Source organism: Bifidobacterium sp. ESL0790 (assembly GCF_029395435.1).
Taxonomy (GTDB): domain Bacteria; phylum Actinomycetota; class Actinomycetes; order Actinomycetales; family Bifidobacteriaceae; genus Bifidobacterium.
This window is the reverse complement of record NZ_CP113915.1, coordinates 971,506-988,448: the sequence shown is the minus strand read 5'-3', so window position 1 is coordinate 988,448 and position 16,943 is coordinate 971,506. Positions and strand designations below refer to the sequence as shown.

The window sequence follows — 16,943 nt, the reverse complement described above, 5'->3', positions numbered from 1 at the left end:
AGGTCATCGGGCGAACGGTCCAACGGTCAAATTGTGATGCGGAATAAACGCGGCTCTCGGGCAAGAAGGCAAAGACACTGAATACCGCCTAAGCCAAACCCATGCCTGAGATGAGAATACGCATCCGGTCCGCAACTCATACGGCACCACGCGAGCCCTTTGCCGCTACTTCTGGGCCTCGGTGATCTGGCGGAGCTCCTTTTTGAGGTCGCGGATCTCGTCGCGCAGACGGGCCGCCAGCTCGAACTGGAGCTGCTCGGCGGCGGTGTGCATCTGGTCGCTCATCTGGCGGATGAGGTCGGCCAGGTCTTGGGCGGGCAGGCCGGCCTTGACGATGGCGTCATGGTTCTTCTGCAGATCCGCCTCGTCCAAGCTGGTGAGGGCGATGCGCTTGTCGCTGCCGGCGCGCTTCTCGTCGCGGTAACCTCCGGCCAAGAGCGTCTCGGTATCGACGTCCTCCTTGGCCAGCATGTCGGTGACGTCGCTGATCTTCTTGACCAGCGGCTTCGGGTCGATGCCATGCTCCTTGTTGTAGGCGATCTGCTTCTCGCGGCGGCGGTTGGTCTCGCTGATGGCGGTCTCCATCGCCTCGGTGATCTCGTCGGCGTACATGATGACGGTGCCCGACACATTACGTGCGGCACGGCCGATGGTCTGAATCAACGAACGATGCGAACGCAGGAAACCTTCCTTATCGGCATCGAGAATCGCCACCAAGGAGACTTCGGGCAAATCGAGGCCCTCGCGCAGCAGGTTGATGCCGACGATGACGTCGATCTTGCCCTCACGCAGCTCACGCAACAGCTCCACACGGCGAAGCGTGTCGACGTCGGAATGCAGGTATTCCACCTTGATGTCGCGCTCGAGCAGATAGTCGGTCAGATCCTCGGCCATCTTCTTGGTCAGGGTCGTGACCAGCACACGCTCGTGCTTAGCCACGCGGTCCTTGATCTCGCCAAGTAGGTCATCGATCTGACCTTTGACCGGGCGCACCTCAACCTTCGGATCAAGTAGACCGGTGGGCCTGATGACCTGTTCCACCACGCCGTCGGACAGTCCGAGCTCATAGTCGCCCGGAGTGGCCGACAGGTAGACCGTTTGGCCTACACGGTCGAGGAACTCCGGCCATTTCAGGGGTCGGTTATCCATCGCCGAGGGCAGGCGGAACCCGTTCTCCACCAGCGTGCGCTTACGGCTGGCATCGCCCTCGTACATGCCGCCAATTTGTGGGACGGTGACGTGTGACTCGTCGATGACCAGCAGGAAGTCGTCGGGGAAGAAATCAAGCAAGGTATGCGGCGGGCTGCCGGGCTTGCGCTGGTCGAAGTGGCGGGAATAGTTCTCGATGCCTGAGCAGAAGCCGACCTGCTGAATCATCTCGAGGTCGTAGTTGGTGCGCATCTCGAGGCGCTGCGCCTCCAGCTCCTTGCCCTGCTTGCGCAGCTCGGCCGTGCGGTCGATGAGCTCCTCTTTGATGGTCTTCAACGCGTGCTCGGTGCGCTCCGGGCCGGCGATATAGTGCGAGGCCGGGAAGATATGGACCTGAGACTCGTGGGCGATGACATCGCCGGTGAGCGGGTGCAGGGTGGAGATGCGGTCGATCTCGTCGCCGAAGAACTCGATGCGGATGGCCAGCTCCTCGTAGACAGGAATGATCTCGACGGTGTCGCCGCGCACGCGGAAAGTGCCGCGGGTGAAGGCGATGTCGTTGCGCTTGTACTGCATCGCGACGAATTTGCGCAGCAGTGCGTCGCGGTCGATCTGGTCGCCCTCATGCAAAAAGAGCATGCGGCCGGCGTATTCCTCCGGGGTGCCCAAGCCGTAGATGCAGGAAACGGTGGCCACCACCACGCAGTCGTCGCGCGTGAGCAGGTTCGCTGTGGCGGCGTGGCGCAGGCGCTCCACGTCGTCGTTGATGTTCGAATCCTTCTCGATGTAAGTGTCGGTCTGGGGAATGTAGGCCTCGGGTTGGTAGTAATCGTAATAAGAGACGAAGTAGCTCACGGCGTTGTCGGGCATGAGCTCACGGAACTCGGCGCACAGCTGCGCGGCCAAGGTCTTGTTGGGCTCGAGAATCAATGTGGGGCGTTGCAGCTTCTCGATGAGCCATGCGGTGGTGGCCGTTTTGCCAGTGCCGGTGGCACCCATGAGCACGACGTCGTTCTCGCCGTTGTTGATGCGTCTGGCGATCTCGTCGATCGCCTCCGGCTGATCACCCGACGGCTTGTAGGGAGCCTTCACCTCAAACGGGTGATGCGTGCGCTCGATATTGAACCCCATGCCTGCTTGAAACCCTTCCTGTCCACGACGTTCGTTGTCCATCTTCAGGCTGGAAATCCAGCCTCGCTCGTCTTTGTCTGAAACCCGCCTCCTCTTATCAGGAGACTGGCCTCGGCCTACTGTATGGCAAATCCAGCCTTGTTCACCGCCATTGTGCGAACAGCTTATCAAGACGCTCGAACATTTGTTCGATTGACTGTGTCGAGTCGACGACCACGTCGGCGATGGCCTCGCGCTGCTCCCGACTGGACTGGTGGCATATCCTACCCTCGGCCTGCTCTCGGCTCATTCCCCGGGTCTCGATCATCCGTTGGATGCGGACCTCCTCGGGCGCCTCGACGGTGAGGATATGGTCGAAGCTGAACGGAATGGTGTCGATGACCTCGGCCAACAGCGGCACGTCATGGACAATCACATGACTCAAAGAGAATGTTCCCGCTGAACATGGATGAACAATATCGGAATTCTCGATGTTATCAATTGAGTTGGTGGCATTGGTGCTATCAGTGATATGAGCGGTATCGGCGGTATCAATCGTCCCAGACTTAGCAAGACGCTCATCATCCAACCGACTGCTAGCGCCTTCGTTATCCTCAACAATCTGCTCTTCAAGCTCTTGGGCACGACGATAAATCAGAGGATGCTCGATATCGTCAAGCCGCCGCCTGGCATCTGGCGCGGCCTGCGGCGAGAAGACATGCGCGGCCATCCATGCGCGGTCCAACGAGCCACCGGCTTCAACCGCTTCAGGACCAAATTCCTCGGCAATCCGGCGGATCCCCTCACCCCCAGACTCGACGACCTCGCGGGCGAGCTGGTCGTAATCGATGAGGAAGGCGCCAAGGTCCTTCAGATGCGCAGCGACGGTGCTTTTGCCCGCCGCGATGCCCCCTGTCAACCCAATGCGCATATGCTCATCATCTCCCCTACACCCATTACTCATAAAACCCAATGGTCTTGATCCCGGCAAGATATATGAGAAGGTCCGGCGCAAGCCTTGTGGCCTGTGCCGGACCTTCTACGAACCTCAACGAGGCTTAAGCGAGCTCAGCTCACTTCTTCTCGTTCAGAAGCTGCTCACGCAGAGCGGCGAGCTGGTCGGAACCGGCGAGGGTGCCCTCGGACTCATCGTTGGACGAGTACTTGGTGGCGGACTCCTGTGCCTTCTCGGCGCGCGGGCCCTGGCCATCCTCGGCGGCGGACTCGGCCGCGCCTTCGATCTCCTTGGCGACGAACGCCTTGTGCTGCTCCCACAGGTCGTGGGCGGCCGCATACTGGTTCTCCCACTCCTCGCGCTGCTTCTCGTAGCCGGCGATCCACTCGTTGGTCTCCGGGTCGAAGCCTTCGGGGTACTTGTAGTTGCCATCCTCGTCATAGTCGGCGGGCATGCCGTAGAGCGCCGGATCGAAGTCCTCGCTGGACGGATCGACGGAGTCGTTGGCCTGCTTGAGCGACAGGGAGATGCGGCGACGATCGAGGTCGACGTCGATGACCTTGACGAAAATCTCCTCGCCCTGCTTGACGACGGTCTCGGGGTTGTCGACGTGACGGTTGGCGAGCTCGGAAATGTGGACCAGGCCTTCGATGCCGTCCTCGACGGAGACGAAGACACCGAACTGCACGATCTTGGTGACCTTGCCCTTGACGATCTGGCCGGGAACGTGGGTGCGAGCGAAGCGCTGCCACGGATCTTCCTGGGTGGCCTTGAGGGACAGCGAGATACGCTCGCGGTCCATATCGACATCGAGCACCTCGACGGTGACCTTGTCGCCGACCTTGACGACCTCGGACGGGTGATCGATGTGCTTCCAAGAGAGCTCGGAGACGTGGATGAGGCCGTCCACCCCGCCCAGATCGACGAATGCGCCGAAGTTGACGATGGAGGAAACGGTGCCCTCACGAATCTGGCCCTTCTTGAGCTGGGCCATGAAGGTCTCACGGACCTCGGACTGGGTCTCCTCGAGGTACTGACGACGGGAGAGGACCACGTTGTTGCGGTTCTTGTCGAGCTCGAGAATCTTGGCCTTGATCTTCTGGCCGATGTACGGGGAGAGATCGCGGACGCGACGCATCTCGACGAGAGATGCGGGCAGGAAGCCACGCAGGCCGATATCGACGATCAGGCCGCCCTTGACAGCCTCGATGACGGTGCCTTCGACAACGCCGTCGTCGTTCTTGATCTTCTCGATGTCGCCCCAGGCGCGCTCATACTGGGCACGCTTCTTGGACAGAATCAGACGCCCTTCCTTGTCTTCCTTGGTGACGACAAGGGCCTCGATGGTGTCGCCGACCTCGACGACATCCTCGGGATGGACATCCTTCTTGATGGAAAGTTCGCGGGAGGGAATCACACCCTCGGTCTTGTAGCCGATGTCAAGCAGCACTTCGTCGTGGTCGACCTTGACGACCGTGCCCGTGACCAAATCACCATCATCGAAATTCTTGATGGTGGAATCGACTGCCTTGATGAAGTCCTCTTTGGTGCCGATGTCGTTGATCGCAACCTTGGTGACTTCGCTATTGTTTTCTGCCATTAAACGTGGTTTCTTTATCTTAAGTTGGTGGATATTTATCGTTATTCAGTTATATGCGGTGGCATAAGCCCTCGCAGTAGAAAAGGATACCTGAGCCCCTGCCCAAATCATCCCGCCCATTTCGGGCGTGTCCAGGAGCTTTCAGCTCATCGCGCAACCGCGCCACGAAGCCGTTATTCGGCACCCTCGCCAAGGCCCGCGGCGCGCTCGGCGGTCTCGACCACATTGGCCAGCAGCATCGCCCTCGTCATCGGACCGACGCCGCCCGGGTTGGGCGTGTAAGCCGAGGCGATCTCGTAGCAGCCCTTGTCTATGTCGCCCTTGACGCGCCAGCGCTGCTCCTGCTCGTCGTAGACGCGCGAGACGCCGACGTCGACCAGCACCGCGCCCTGCTTGATGTCGCCGGGCTTGACGAAGCCGGCCTGGCCCGCCGCCGCGACCACGACATCGGCCCGGCGCAGGTGCTCGGCGACGTCGCGCGTGCCGGTGTGGCACAGGGTGACGGTGGCGTTGACGTTGCGGGCAGTGAGCATCAGGCCGATGGTGCGGCCGATGGTGATGCCACGGCCGACCACGCAGATGTCCTTGCCGTTCAGATCGATGCCATAGTGCCCCAGCAGCGCGATGACGCCGCGCGGGGTGCAGGGCAGCGGCGTGGAAAGCCTGCCGTCGATGTGCAGCACGAGCTCGCCGAGGTTGTAAGGGTGCATGCCGTCGGCGTCCTTGCGCGGGTCTACATGCTCGATGACCCTCTGCTCGTCGACGCCCTTGGGCAGCGGAAGCTGGACGATGTAGCCGGTGCACTTGGGGTCGGCGTTGAGGCGCTCCACGGCCGCGATGATGTCGGCCTCCCCCGCGTCGCCGGGCAGCTCGATGCCGATCGATTGGATGCCGACCTCGGCGCAGTCGCGGTGCTTGCCCGCCACGTATTTGCGTGAGCCGACGTCGTCGCCCACGAGGATGGTGCCCAGCCCCGGCTCCACGCCCTTGCGCTTCAGTCGGTCCACCCGCAGCGCGAGGTCCTCCTTGATCGACGCGGCCACGGCCTTGCCGTCCAGTCTTTGCGCCATGCCCATTCCTTTCCGTTCGTCCTCGGCTTCAGCTCCGAAAGCCCGTATCGTTCTAGGGTAACTTGGGGACACAACCCACTCGCCCGAACGTCTCGAATCAGGGCTTTTGAATCCGTACCGTCTATTTGACAATCATTGTCAACGTAACACTTGATAATGGACGCAAGACACAAAACCGGCCGAAACCAACCGAATCGCAAAGCCAAACCACAGCGGGGTCCATCATGAAACACCTTATGAATCACAAGTCCACTTGGTTCAGGCTCGTCGCCTTCGCGGGCGCGGCCTGCATGGCCCTGGGGCTCGCGGCGTGCGGCGGCTCGAACGCGAACGACGACCAGGGCAAGACGCAGGAGAACGCGAAATCCAGCGGACCGATCACGGTGGTCGCCTCGATCAACCAGTGGGGCTCCCTGGCCCAGGAGATCGGCGGCAAGGATGTCAACGTCACCTCGATCGTCAACACCGTCTCCGTCGACGCGCACGATTTCGAGCCCAAGACCAGCGACATCGCCCACATCCAGAAGGCTCAGGTCGTGGTGACCAACGGCGCGGGCTACGATTCGTGGGCCAGCAAGAGCATCGTCAAGGGCGCGACGTCCGTCTCCGCCGCCGACGCCGTGGGGGCCGGCAAAACCGACAACGCCCACCTCTGGTTCTCCAAGGACGCGCGCCGCGCCATGGCCGCCGAGCTCGCCGACGCTTTCGCCAAGGCGCGGCCCGCCAAGGCCAAGACATTCCAGGCGAGGTTCAAGACCTGGCAGGGCAAGGAGAAGAAGCTCGACGAGACCATGAAGGACTTCGCCGACAAGCACAAGGACGCCTCGTACGGGGCCACCGAGGCGGTCGTCTATTACCTCATGGACGACATGGGCTTCACCGACAAGACGCCGAAGGGCTACGCGCAGGCCGTCAACTCCGAGGGCGAACCGGCCCCCGCCGACCTGCAGTCCTTCCAGCGGCTGATCGGCAAGCGCGGCATCGACGTGCTGGTCAACAACACGCAGGAGTCCAACGAGACCACCAAGCTGCTCACCGACGCGGCCAGGCAGAGCAAGGTGCCCATCGTCGACGTCACCGAGCAGATGCCCAGCGACCAGAAAAACCTCACCGAGTGGGTGGGCTCGCTGGTCGAGAAGCTCTCGCAGGCCATGGATGACGACGCCAAAAGCGGGAAGGACAACGCCAGGGGCGACGCGGACAATGGGGCCAAGGAGTCCGGCTATCGGCTGGACTCGGGGAATCGCGTGACGTCGGCGAACGCAATGTTGGCTGGCAAGCGCTGACAGATATACATATAGGTAGACAGCAACAAGCACATGGTCGAAAACAGGGCGCTCCCCCCGTTTCCTTCGTCATTTCCATCTTTGCCATGAGCCGATTCTGATTTATATAAGGTTCTTTGCGCGTTGTGTCAGGGTTTCAATCTTATGGAGCGGCGTGCGGACTTGCCCTCTTTCTCCATGAATAGAGAAGTGCGGGACTGCCCGTGGAACGGCCGTCAGGAAGCGACTGGGCGTTAAGTGGGTGCATTAGGGGTTAAGTGGGTGCCTGTTCTATCGAAATACTGGTGAAAATGCCTTGTTTTCGACATTTTTAGCTTGAATGGGCATCCACTTAACTTTGAAAGCACCCACTTAACGGGTTTGGAAAGGTTTTCCAATATGGGAATTGGTATCGGAGTATTCAGCTATTTGAAAATGATTGTCAATGTCAGGATTCAGGATGTAGTGAGCATTCATATCCATACCAAGCCATCACGGAAGGCGAACGAGGTATGCAACCACATCTTTCAGGCGGAGCGCCAGGCGCGAGCAGCCACGCCACGGCGACCGGCCTCAAAGCCCGCAAAACCGCCAAAACGAGCGGAACCAGCACCGGCACCGCGGCGAACCGCCTCGACGACCATGCCCAGCCGGCGCTGAAATTCACCGACGCCAGCATCCGCAGGGGCGAGCGCACCATCTGGAGCAACGGCAACTTCTCCATCCGCGCCGGCTCGATCACGGCGATCGTGGGCACCAACGGCGCGGGCAAGACCACGATGATGAAGGCGGAACTGGGGCTGCTGCCGTTGGCCTCGGGCACGCTTGAGGTGCTGGGCGGCAAGCCGGGCTCGATGAACCACGCCATCGGCTATGTGCCCCAGAACTACGCCAACGACATCGACGCGAACCTCACCGCCGGCCAATCCGTGCTGCTGGGGCTGACGGGCACGAGGTTCGGCATCCATCCGGTCACGCGCAAACAGCGCGACCAGGCCCGAGAGGCGATGCGCTTCGTCGGCATCGACGACAAGGCGAACTACCGGCTTTCCGAACTTTCCGGCGGACTGCGGCAACGCGTCGCGATCGCCCAGGCGCTGGTGAGCGACCCGAAGCTCTTGATGCTCGACGAGCCGCTGGCCAACCTCGACCTGGCCTCCCAGCGCGAGACCGTGCAGGTGCTCGCCCGCCTCAACCGTGAGCTTGGGATGACGATCCAGGTGGTGGCCCACGACCTCAACATGCTGCTGCCCATCCTCGACGGCGCGGTCTACCTGCTCGACGGACACCCCCATTACGCGAGGATGAACGAGGTGCTCGACGCCGACCTGCTCACCCACCTCTATGGCACGACGGTGCAGGTGGTCACCACCCCGCAGGGCGACATGTTCGTCACGCCGAGCGCCGACGAGCCGGAGGAGGTGGAACCGGACACGCACCGGCCCGACGAGGTGGCCGAGTTCCACCACCATCACCATTCCCATGCCGGACCCGCCAGCGATGCCAAGCACGATATGGCAACCACCGTAGACGCGAAAGAGAATCAGGAGGCCCGCCGATGAACGCCTGGAACACCTTGTTCGATCCGGAATGGCAGTCGATCCTGACCGCGCCCTTCATGCGCAACGCCTTCATCGCGGGCCTGTGCATCGCGCTGGCCGCCGGGGTGATGGGCTACTTCACCATCGCCCGCCACTCCACCTTCGCCGCCCATGCCCTGGCCCACATCGGCCTGCCGGGCGCCACGGGGGCCGTACTGCTCGGACTGCCGGTCTCGCTGGGGCTCGGCGTCTTCGCCCTCGGCGGCGCGCTGGTCATCGGGGCGCTGGGCAAGAAGGCCTCGCAGCGCGAGATCGCCACGGGCACCGTGCTCGCCTTCGCCACCGGCCTCGGCCTCTTCTTCGCCCGCATGTCAAGCTCGGCGGCCCAACAAATGCAGTCCATCCTCTTCGGCTCGATCCTCACCATCACCGGCGACCAGGTGATCGGCTTCGCCATCTTCGACGTGCTGCTGCTGGCGGTGCTGGCGGTGGTCTACCGGCCGATGCTCTTCAGCTCGCTCGACGAGCAGGTGGCGCAGGCCAAGGGTGTGCCGATTGGGCTGATGAACGTGCTCTTCATGGCGATCATGGCCGGCGTCATCACCATCGCCGTGCCCGCAGTGGGCACGCTGCTCATCTTCGCGCTGGTAGTCACCCCGGCGGCCACGGCCAACATCCTCGCCAGCTCGCCCTTCGCCTCGATGGTGCTGGCGAGCGTCATCGGCCTGGTGTCAATCTGGGGCGGCCTGGTGCTTTCGGCGATGTTCGCCGCTCCCCCGAGCTTCATCATCGTCACCATCTCCACGCTCTTCTGGGCCATCGCCAAGGGCGTCGAGGCGGTTCGCTCGCGCTAAAACCGAAATCGAATACACGACGAATATATAACCATGTCGTATAGCAATGCGGCCCCACCGGTGAAAGGCGGGGCCGCATTCTTAACGATATGAAAGGACGAATCTACTTCTTCTTTTTCTTCTTGTCGTCCTTGTTCTCGGCGTCGAGACGGGCCAGCGTCTGGCTGGCGGGCTCCTCGGGCGCCTTGGTATGGTGCTTGGCGTCCTCAGGGGTCGCGTCCGCATAGCCAAGGTTCACGTCGAGCAGGTGCTGCGCCTCCTCTTCCTCGATCTTCTCCGACAAGGAGATCTCCGAGGTGAGGATGTTGCGAGCGCGGATGAGCATGCGCTTCTCACCGGCGGAAAGACCGTGCTCGTCGACGTCGCGCTGCGCCAGGTCGCGCACCACCTCGGCGATCTTGTTGACCTCGCCGGTGGCGATCTTCTCGACGTTGAGCTTGTAGCGCCGCGACCAGTTCATCTTCTCGTTGTCGACGATCGGGGTGCGCAGGATCTCGAAGACCTTGGCGACCTCCTTGCCGTCGACGATGTTGCGGATGCCGACCTTCTTGGCGTTCTCCACCGGCACGTCGATGACCAGGCCGTCGCTGGAAAGCACGGAAAGCTGCAGGTAGTCGCGGGTGACGCCCTTGACGGTACGTTTCGTGTATGCCACCACCCTCGCAGCACCGTGACGCGGATAGACGACAACATCGCCGACTTTATACCCCATGAAACCTCCGAGAACAGGCGAACTCTCACAATTGACTAGGCATAGTCTCCCATGCGGCGCGGACGTTTCGCCGACCGTCAAAAGCCGAAAAGCCCACCAATATATGCCCCCTCGCGGCCCATTGGGTGCGCCACCACCTATAATTGGTGTTTTGCTGCAAAGTTTTCAAGAGGTGGAGGACACATGCTCAACGCTTCGGCACATCAGAAGACGCCACGCACCATTTTGGTGGTCGAGGACGAACCCGACCTGGCGACGGCCATCGCCCAGCGTATCACAGCCAACGGCTGGAGCGCGCGCGTGGCATCAGATGGCGCCAGTGCCGTGCGGGCCGCCAACCAGCTCAAGCCCGACCTGGTGATCATGGACATCATGCTGCCGGTGATGGATGGCATCGAGGCCACCAAGCGCATCATCGCCGAGCGCCCCGTGCCCGTCCTTATGCTCACCGCCCGCGATTCCGAGGCCGACAAGGTGATGGGCCTCTCGGCCGGCGCCGACGACTACATGACCAAGCCCTTCTCCCCCCGCGAGCTCATTGCCCGCTGCGAGGCCCTGCTGCGCCGTGTGGAGCGCGCCGCGATCATCGCCAAGAACAACGAGAACGAGAAGGTGCTCGACTTCGGCTCGCTCATCATCGACCCGCGCCAGCGCATCGTCACCCAGAACGGCAAGCAGGTGCACCTGACCCCCACCGAGTTCGATCTGCTGGCCACCTTGGCCCGCAAGCCCAAGTCCGTCTTCAAGCGCGAGAAGCTGCTCGAGGAGGTGTGGGATTGGCCCGACGCCTCGGGCACCCGCACCGTCGACTCCCACGTCAAGGCGCTGCGCCACAAGCTGGGCAGCGACATGATCCGCACCGCCCATGGCGTCGGCTACGCCTTCGAGCCGCCGGAGGAGCCCGGCGCGCCCGCCCAGGCGTGACGATGCAGCCATGACAATTCAAGCGTAAGAAGGATCCGGGCCTGGTGAGACCAGGCGTGGGTCCTTTTTGCATACCAATCCGAACGCTGGTCGATAGCGCCAGCCAATCCGCGCCGACATCGGCATCAGCGCCAGTACCGGCAACAGGGCCATGAAGAAGGAAGCATCTTGGACAACTCGAAGAAAGATCCGAAGAAACTGCTGAAAAGCGAGCGGCCGATAGGGCTGTTCTCCTCGTTGAAGATGGAGCTGAGCGTCATCATCGTGGTGGCCACCGCCATCGCCTTCGTCATGGCGTGGTTCCTGCTCAAGGTGGGCCTGAGCGGATGGATCGCGATGCCGCTGACCCTGGTGGTGGCGCTCGGCATCACCTACTTCTTCTCCCGCGGGCTGACCACCCCCCTGCGCCAGATGCGCGACGCCGCCGAGGCGATGGCCGAGGGCGACTACACGGTGCGCGTCAAAACCGACGACACCAGCAACGACGAGGTGGGCCAGCTGGCGCTCTCGTTCAACGAGATGGCCGAGGAGCTGCAGCACGCCGACCAGATGCGCCGCGACATGGTGGCCAACGTCAGCCATGAGCTGCGCACCCCCGTCTCGGCCCTGCAGGCCATGCTCGAGAACCTCGCCGACGGTGTGGTGGAGCCCACCCCCGCCAACCTCGAGAGCATTCTGAACCAGACGCACCGGCTCTCCGACCTCATCGCCTTCCTGCTCGACCTCTCGCGCATGGAGGCGGGCGCGGCGAGCCTCGACATCGAGCAGTTCAACTTCGCCGAGTTCATCGACGAAACGCTGGAGCCGTTGGAGATCGCGGACGCGGGCCACGCCCACGACGTGGAGGTGCGCGTGCCGAAATCCATCACCTTGGAGGGCGACCAGGACCGTCTGCGCCAGCTGTTCACCAACATCATCTCCAACGCGTTCAAGCATTCGGCCGACAACACCACCGTGCTCATTGAGGCACACGAGGACAAGCAGCACGGCACCGTGGTGACCAACGTGGTCAACTTCGGCTCGCAGATCCCGCGCGAGAAGCGCGCCGACATCTTCCGCCGCTTCGTCAAGGGCAAGACGGGGCCGGGCACCGAGTCGGGCGGCACCGGGCTCGGGCTGTCGATCGCCCGCTGGGCCGCGCAGCTGCACGGGGGCAACGTGAAGGTGGTCGACGACAGCCGTGGCGCCAATTTCGAGATCTCGCTGCCCAAATACCATATCGCCACGCCGTCCGAGGCCGACGAGGCCGCGCGATACGCCGACGAGTCGTCCGAGCCTTCGGAATCTGCCGAGTCCTCCAAATCTTCCGAGACCGCCGAAGCCTGATATTCCAACGGTTCTCCGTCTTGTCGTGAGCCTCCTTCATACTGGAAATCGAACAAATGTTCGAATAGATGGGAGGCAGACGATGCAGCAGACTCAGATGGCCGCCATGGCCGAAGACGACGCGCGGGATTGCACGGTGACGCGAATCTTCCGCTCGACGCTGGCGCCGATACCCGTGCCCGCCGCGCTGGAGTCGGTGCACGCCGGCTTCCCGTCGGTCGCCCAGGATTATTTCGCCGGCGATTTCAGCTTCGACGAGCATGTCATCCAGCATCCCGACACCACCTTCATCATCACCGTGGCCGGCGATTCCATGGAGGGCGCGGGCATCTGGGACGGCGACCTGCTGGTGGTCGACCGCTCGCTGGAGCCTCAGGCCGGCGACGTGGTGGTGGCCATCCTCGACGACGAGCTGACCGTCAAGCGCCTGATTATGCGCGGCTCCACGCCGGTGCTGCACGCCGAGAACCCGCGCTACCCCGATTTCATGTCGTCCGACGCCGCCGAACTGGTGGTCTGGGGCGTGGTGGTGGGCAACTTCCACCCGCAGAGCCGGCCGCACCGCTTCAGCGAGCCGATGGACGGCGTCACCCGCCCGGGCATGCAGGCCCCACGCGGCGGCCAAGCCACCAGCCATGCCCCACAGGGATCGGCGGCCTCCCCCGGCGCGCCACGAGGGGCCGCACCCGGGCGGCAGAGGGCCACGGTCTACCACTTCCCCGACCGCCACGCCCAACAGGGCTGAGGCCAGCCATGGCGAAGCGACTCATGGTGCTGGCCGACGCCAACAACTTCTTCGCCTCCTGCGAGCGCGTCTTCGACCCGAGGCTCGAGGGCAGGCCCGTGGTCGTCCTGTCGAACAACGACGGCTGCGTGGTGGCCCGCAGCGCCGAGGCGAAAGCGCTGGGCATCAAGGAGGGCACACCCTGGTTCTCCATACGCGAGCAGGCCAAGCGCGAGGGCGTGGTGGCCCGCAGCTCCAACTACGAGCTCTACGCCAGCCTTTCCACACGTATGATGTCGCTGATGAGCACGTTCCTGCCCGGCCAGGAGGTCTACTCGATCGACGAGTGCTTCTTCTCCCCCGCCGACGACGGGCAAAGACTGGCCGCCACCGCCAAACGCATGCGCAGGGCGGTGCTCGCCGGCGTGGGCATCCCCGTGAGCGTGGGCATCGCGCCCACCAAGACACTGGCCAAGGTGACCAACCATTGGGCCAAGCGCCACCCGGAGTCGGGAGGCGTGGCCGTGTGGAGCGAGATCGAGGGCCAGTATGGCGACAGGATTCTCGCCGAAGTGCCTGTGGGCGACGTGTGGGGCGTGGGCCGCAGGATGACGCGCAAGTTGCAGGGCCTTGGCATCACCACCGCCCTCGACCTGAAGAACCACGACCATGTCGACATCCGCCACCGGTTCTCCATCCTCATGGAGCGCACGGTGCTCGAGCTCAACGGCGTGCCCTGCGTGCCCGACGACGCCAGCGCCAACGACGGTAGGCGCAAGGGCGAGATCCTCTGCTCGCGCATGTTCTCCTCGCCCATCACCAATTTCGCCGAGATGAGCCAGGCGTTGAGCGTCTATTCGCAAAAAGCGTGCCGTAGGCTACGCAAGCAGGGCAGCCTATGCTCGCTGGTCTCGGTCTTCTGCTCGACCAGCCCCTTCGGCCCCTCGGGCAGCTACCAGACGATCCGTGGAGCCACCACGCTCGACGACCCGAGCGACGACCCGCTGGTGATCAGCAAGGCCGCCTGCCAGGCCGTGCGCGGACGCTTCGACCCGCATGCCCGCTACATCCGCGCCGGGGTGCTGCTTCTGGGGCTGCGCGACGCTGGGCGGTTCACCACGTTGTCGGGTCTGGAGGCCAGGCAGGACACACATCATCTGGGCTCGGTGCTCGACGAGGCCGCCAGGAAATTCGGCCCGGCGCGCGTCGGCATCGGCTATGGCGGCATACGCGGTGCGGGGCGGGGCGATGAGGACACCGGGGCCTCGTGGACGATGAGACGGGAGATGCTCTCGCCGCGCGCGACCACACGGTGGAGCGAGATGGCCGTGGCGCACGCGGACTGAACCTTGAATCGCTCGCCGCAACCGCAACCCACGTCATCAGGTTCTCAGCGCCGCACCGGCGTGCACGCCAAGGCCAGGCCGACCACATGCCGCGCACCGGCCGCGCGCAAGGCGGTGACGCACTGACCCATCGTCGTGCCCGTGGTGACGATGTCGTCCATGATGACCACCAGCGCGGATTCGTCGTCGATGGCGCCCACGGCCCTCACATGCCCTTGGATCCTCTTCGAACGGGCGAGCGAGCCGCTGGTCTGCACCGACCTACCCCGCACACCTTCGAGTCGCAAGATGGGACATACCCGGGTACGCACGCCGGAATCGTTGAGCATCCTGGCCGTCCTTTTGGCCAGAGGGGCCATCTGCCAGCGCCCACGCCTACGCATCGAGGCCGGTGACGATGGCGCGGGCACCAGCAACACATCGCGCATGCCGCGTATATCGGGCATACCGGCAATTTGCGGCATGGCTTGAACGTCGTCAATTGCCGTCTGATTCGTATCAATAACTTTGATGACCTTCAGGGCCAAGCGCGCCAAGCAGCAGGCGAACGCGCCATCGCATTCCTCGTCGCCGTGGTCCTTCCACGCGAGGATGGCCCGGCGCGACGCGCCCTCATAGCGCGCGCAGGCATAGCAACACGTCTTGCCTTTGACCGGCAGGCTGCGTATATGCGCTCCGTCGAAACGCGCCACGCATCGCGGGCACAGCACCTCGTCCGGAGCGTCGCACCCGGCGCAGCCCCGTGGCAATAGCAAATCCCGGAAGCCCAGCGCCAGTGTTCGCAGCGTCCGGGCCATCGTCGGGATAATCCCCATATCAAACATGTTCATGCCACAACACCGTACCGGCCGACGACGGTCCGGCGCGGGAAAACAGGCCACTGTGGACGAATACTCGGGGCCTATTCACACGTCCGGGAGTGTCGCGCGAATAACCGCAGATAGATAGTCGTGACTAGCTACAGAAAATCACGTATAACCTCAAAAACTCAAGCTAGGCAAACCTCAGGCCAACCCCTCGATAAGCCTGTCGCACACCTCAAGGGTCTCGTCGGGCCCGCTGACGCGAATCGGGAACGTGCCCATCACCGCGGCGGGGTAATCGTTGCCGTCCGAGTCCATCCGGTCGCCCACGAAGATCACCTGGCCGACCTCGATGTCGAGCGCCTCGCACAGGCGTCGCACGGCGTAGGCCTTGTCGATGCCGCGCGCGGAGACGTCGACGCTGGTCGCGCCGCCGGAACGCACGACGAGACTGGGCAGGTCGGCGGCCACGGCGTCGGCGAGCCGGTTCTTCTTCTCGTTGGTCGGGTCCCACGCCTCCTTGGCCTCCACCGGAGCCTGCTGGCCCAGGGCGGAGAAGGTGACCTGGCTGCCACGGTCCTCGATGCGCGGCCCCCATGCGCGCCCGGTCCACAGGCCCTGCAGCCTGGCGTGCCGCTCAAGCGAGGCCATCGCGCGGTCGCGGTCATCGGCGGGCAGATCCATCGTGTAGATGCAATCCCAGCCGTCATGCCCCCACCGGTAATAGCGTGTGCCGCTGGTCGGCATCACATGGATTCCGGCGCGGCGCGCGTCGTCCGGCAACACGTCGAGCACCTGCGTGCGCACCAGGGAGAACCTGCCGCCGGTGATGATGGCCACGTCGATCAGCTGGCTCAGCCGCGCCAGGCGGGCGGCCATGTCGGCGTGCATCGGCTTCTTGGAGCGCGCCAGGGTGTTGTCGAGGTCGAAGGCGACCAGCCTCGCCTTGCGGGCCACGTCGGCGAAATCGAGGCCACGCCAGGCCCCCAGAACCCCTTGATCTTCAGCCATCACCACTCCATTTCTCGCCAGTCGGGCCGCGCTCCCGCCTTCCGGCCGCGCGGGCCCGGGATGCCCGTGCCTAGTCTTAAAGTAAAGGCATGTTGAGACCACCTTGGCAAGCCCATATCTACCGCAACCGTCACGGGCGCGGCGTGCGCACGCCCACGTTCGGGCGCAGGCTGCCGCGATACCGCACCAACGGGGGCATGTTCGACGACATGGTGGTCTCCCAGCTGCGCCGGCTCTCGCAGGCGTGGCCGAACCTCGTGGGCCCGGTGCAGTTCGCCGTCGAGGATGTGCCGCCCTCCGACCCGGTGCCGTGGCAGGCGCACGCCCGCGTCACCTCGCAGTGCTTCCCCGCGGCCCATGGCATTCCGGCTCGTATCGTGCTCTACCGCATGCCGATGCAGATGCACCATCCCGACAGGCTGAGCCTGCAATGGGCCATCCGCGACGCGCTGGCCGCCCGCCTGGGCGACCTCTATGGACGTCGTCCCGAGGAAATCGACCCGGACTGGACCGGCACCGAGTTCTGAGCTTGGAATACCAAATCCCGAAATCT

General features: G+C 63.5%; 15 protein-coding genes. 8 read left to right on the top strand and 7 right to left on the bottom strand.

The features are described from left to right. Window positions 1-165: 165 nt before the first annotated feature. The 4 genes from uvrB to OZY47_RS03560 all read right to left on the bottom strand — a co-directional run bounded on the left by uvrB (window position 166) and on the right by OZY47_RS03560 (window position 5,884). The gene (gene uvrB, locus OZY47_RS03575) at window positions 166-2,280 is read right to left on the bottom strand and encodes an excinuclease ABC subunit UvrB (protein ID WP_277178817.1); all 2,115 of its coding nucleotides are present in this window, start codon (window positions 2,278-2,280) and stop codon (window positions 166-168) included. 142 nt (window positions 2,281-2,422) lie between these two features. Further along, a complete protein-coding gene (gene coaE / locus OZY47_RS03570; RefSeq protein WP_277178815.1) occupies window positions 2,423-3,190 on the bottom strand; it encodes a dephospho-CoA kinase in 768 nt (255 codons plus the stop codon). 142 nt (window positions 3,191-3,332) lie between these two features. Next, window positions 3,333-4,814: a 30S ribosomal protein S1 gene (gene rpsA, locus OZY47_RS03565; RefSeq protein ID WP_277178813.1), complete on the bottom strand. Its 1,482-nt coding sequence runs from the start codon at window positions 4,812-4,814 to the stop codon at window positions 3,333-3,335. Between the two features lie 173 nt (window positions 4,815-4,987). Further along, window positions 4,988-5,884, bottom strand: coding sequence for a bifunctional methylenetetrahydrofolate dehydrogenase/methenyltetrahydrofolate cyclohydrolase (locus OZY47_RS03560; protein WP_277178811.1), 897 nt, complete (start codon window positions 5,882-5,884; stop codon window positions 4,988-4,990). A 236-nt stretch (window positions 5,885-6,120) separates the two neighbouring features. On the opposite strand from OZY47_RS03560, the gene OZY47_RS03555 reads away from it, so the two are divergent. The 3 genes from OZY47_RS03555 to OZY47_RS03545 all read left to right on the top strand — a co-directional run bounded on the left by OZY47_RS03555 (window position 6,121) and on the right by OZY47_RS03545 (window position 9,544). Continuing rightward, window positions 6,121-7,170 carry a zinc ABC transporter substrate-binding protein gene (locus OZY47_RS03555; RefSeq protein WP_277178809.1) on the top strand — a complete coding sequence of 350 codons (1,050 nt, stop codon included), beginning with the start codon at window positions 6,121-6,123 and terminating at the stop codon, window positions 7,168-7,170. Between the two features lie 491 nt (window positions 7,171-7,661). Beyond that, complete coding sequence (locus OZY47_RS03550; protein WP_277178807.1) at window positions 7,662-8,711, top strand: ABC transporter ATP-binding protein; 1,050 nt, start codon at window positions 7,662-7,664, stop codon at window positions 8,709-8,711. Continuing rightward, a complete protein-coding gene (locus OZY47_RS03545; protein ID WP_277178805.1) occupies window positions 8,708-9,544 on the top strand; it encodes a metal ABC transporter permease in 837 nt (278 codons plus the stop codon). Before OZY47_RS03550 ends, OZY47_RS03545 begins: the two co-directional genes overlap by 4 nt. A gap of 103 nt (window positions 9,545-9,647) precedes the next feature. On the opposite strand, the gene OZY47_RS03540 is transcribed toward OZY47_RS03545, so the two are convergent. Then, on the bottom strand, window positions 9,648-10,256 hold the full coding sequence (locus tag OZY47_RS03540) for a CarD family transcriptional regulator (RefSeq protein WP_277178803.1): 609 nt from the start codon (window positions 10,254-10,256) through the stop codon (window positions 9,648-9,650). A 183-nt stretch (window positions 10,257-10,439) separates the two neighbouring features. On the opposite strand from OZY47_RS03540, the gene OZY47_RS03535 reads away from it, so the two are divergent. The 4 genes from OZY47_RS03535 to OZY47_RS03520 all read left to right on the top strand — a co-directional run bounded on the left by OZY47_RS03535 (window position 10,440) and on the right by OZY47_RS03520 (window position 14,576). Continuing rightward, window positions 10,440-11,180 carry a response regulator transcription factor gene (locus OZY47_RS03535; protein WP_277178801.1) on the top strand — a complete coding sequence of 247 codons (741 nt, stop codon included), beginning with the start codon at window positions 10,440-10,442 and terminating at the stop codon, window positions 11,178-11,180. 243 nt (window positions 11,181-11,423) lie between these two features. Further along, window positions 11,424-12,506, top strand: coding sequence for a HAMP domain-containing sensor histidine kinase (locus tag OZY47_RS03530; RefSeq protein ID WP_277179127.1), 1,083 nt, complete (start codon window positions 11,424-11,426; stop codon window positions 12,504-12,506). 82 nt (window positions 12,507-12,588) lie between these two features. Continuing rightward, window positions 12,589-13,251, top strand: coding sequence for a S24 family peptidase (locus OZY47_RS03525; RefSeq protein ID WP_277178799.1), 663 nt, complete (start codon window positions 12,589-12,591; stop codon window positions 13,249-13,251). Window positions 13,252-13,259: 8 nt separating this feature from the next. Next, window positions 13,260-14,576 (top strand): Y-family DNA polymerase, encoded by a 1,317-nt coding sequence (locus OZY47_RS03520; protein ID WP_277178797.1) that lies wholly within the window; start codon window positions 13,260-13,262, stop codon window positions 14,574-14,576. 44 nt (window positions 14,577-14,620) lie between these two features. Here the strand turns inward: OZY47_RS03520 and OZY47_RS03515 are convergent, their stop codons facing one another. Together OZY47_RS03515 and OZY47_RS03510 are read right to left on the bottom strand one after the other, a co-directional pair. Continuing rightward, a complete protein-coding gene (locus tag OZY47_RS03515) occupies window positions 14,621-15,406 on the bottom strand; it encodes a phosphoribosyltransferase family protein (protein WP_277178795.1) in 786 nt (261 codons plus the stop codon). A gap of 174 nt (window positions 15,407-15,580) precedes the next feature. Next, window positions 15,581-16,390: an HAD-IIB family hydrolase gene (locus OZY47_RS03510; protein ID WP_348519394.1), complete on the bottom strand. Its 810-nt coding sequence runs from the start codon at window positions 16,388-16,390 to the stop codon at window positions 15,581-15,583. An 89-nt stretch (window positions 16,391-16,479) separates the two neighbouring features. Between OZY47_RS03510 and OZY47_RS03505 the strand changes: the two genes are divergently transcribed. After that, window positions 16,480-16,917: a metallopeptidase family protein gene (locus OZY47_RS03505; protein ID WP_277178793.1), complete on the top strand. Its 438-nt coding sequence runs from the start codon at window positions 16,480-16,482 to the stop codon at window positions 16,915-16,917. Window positions 16,918-16,943 lie beyond the last annotated feature (26 nt).

Bases quoted from the DNA above. Each gene is read 5' to 3' on its own strand.
- uvrB (WP_277178817.1), bottom strand. From the start codon at position 2,280: ATGGGGTTCAATATCGAGCGCACGCATCACCCGTTTGAGGTGAAGGCT.
- coaE (WP_277178815.1), bottom strand. From the start codon at position 3,190: ATGCGCATTGGGTTGACAGGGGGCATCGCGGCGGGCAAAAGCACCGTC.
- rpsA (WP_277178813.1), bottom strand. From the start codon at position 4,814: ATGGCAGAAAACAATAGCGAAGTCACCAAGGTTGCGATCAACGACATC.
- OZY47_RS03560 (WP_277178811.1), bottom strand. From the start codon at position 5,884: ATGGCGCAAAGACTGGACGGCAAGGCCGTGGCCGCGTCGATCAAGGAG.
- OZY47_RS03555 (WP_277178809.1), top strand. From the start codon at position 6,121: ATGAATCACAAGTCCACTTGGTTCAGGCTCGTCGCCTTCGCGGGCGCG.
- OZY47_RS03550 (WP_277178807.1), top strand. From the start codon at position 7,662: ATGCAACCACATCTTTCAGGCGGAGCGCCAGGCGCGAGCAGCCACGCC.
- OZY47_RS03545 (WP_277178805.1), top strand. From the start codon at position 8,708: ATGAACGCCTGGAACACCTTGTTCGATCCGGAATGGCAGTCGATCCTG.
- OZY47_RS03540 (WP_277178803.1), bottom strand. From the start codon at position 10,256: ATGGGGTATAAAGTCGGCGATGTTGTCGTCTATCCGCGTCACGGTGCT.
- OZY47_RS03535 (WP_277178801.1), top strand. From the start codon at position 10,440: ATGCTCAACGCTTCGGCACATCAGAAGACGCCACGCACCATTTTGGTG.
- OZY47_RS03530 (WP_277179127.1), top strand. From the start codon at position 11,424: ATGGAGCTGAGCGTCATCATCGTGGTGGCCACCGCCATCGCCTTCGTC.
- OZY47_RS03525 (WP_277178799.1), top strand. From the start codon at position 12,589: ATGCAGCAGACTCAGATGGCCGCCATGGCCGAAGACGACGCGCGGGAT.
- OZY47_RS03520 (WP_277178797.1), top strand. From the start codon at position 13,260: ATGGCGAAGCGACTCATGGTGCTGGCCGACGCCAACAACTTCTTCGCC.
- OZY47_RS03515 (WP_277178795.1), bottom strand. From the start codon at position 15,406: ATGAACATGTTTGATATGGGGATTATCCCGACGATGGCCCGGACGCTG.
- OZY47_RS03510 (WP_348519394.1), bottom strand. From the start codon at position 16,390: ATGGCTGAAGATCAAGGGGTTCTGGGGGCCTGGCGTGGCCTCGATTTC.
- OZY47_RS03505 (WP_277178793.1), top strand. From the start codon at position 16,480: ATGTTGAGACCACCTTGGCAAGCCCATATCTACCGCAACCGTCACGGG.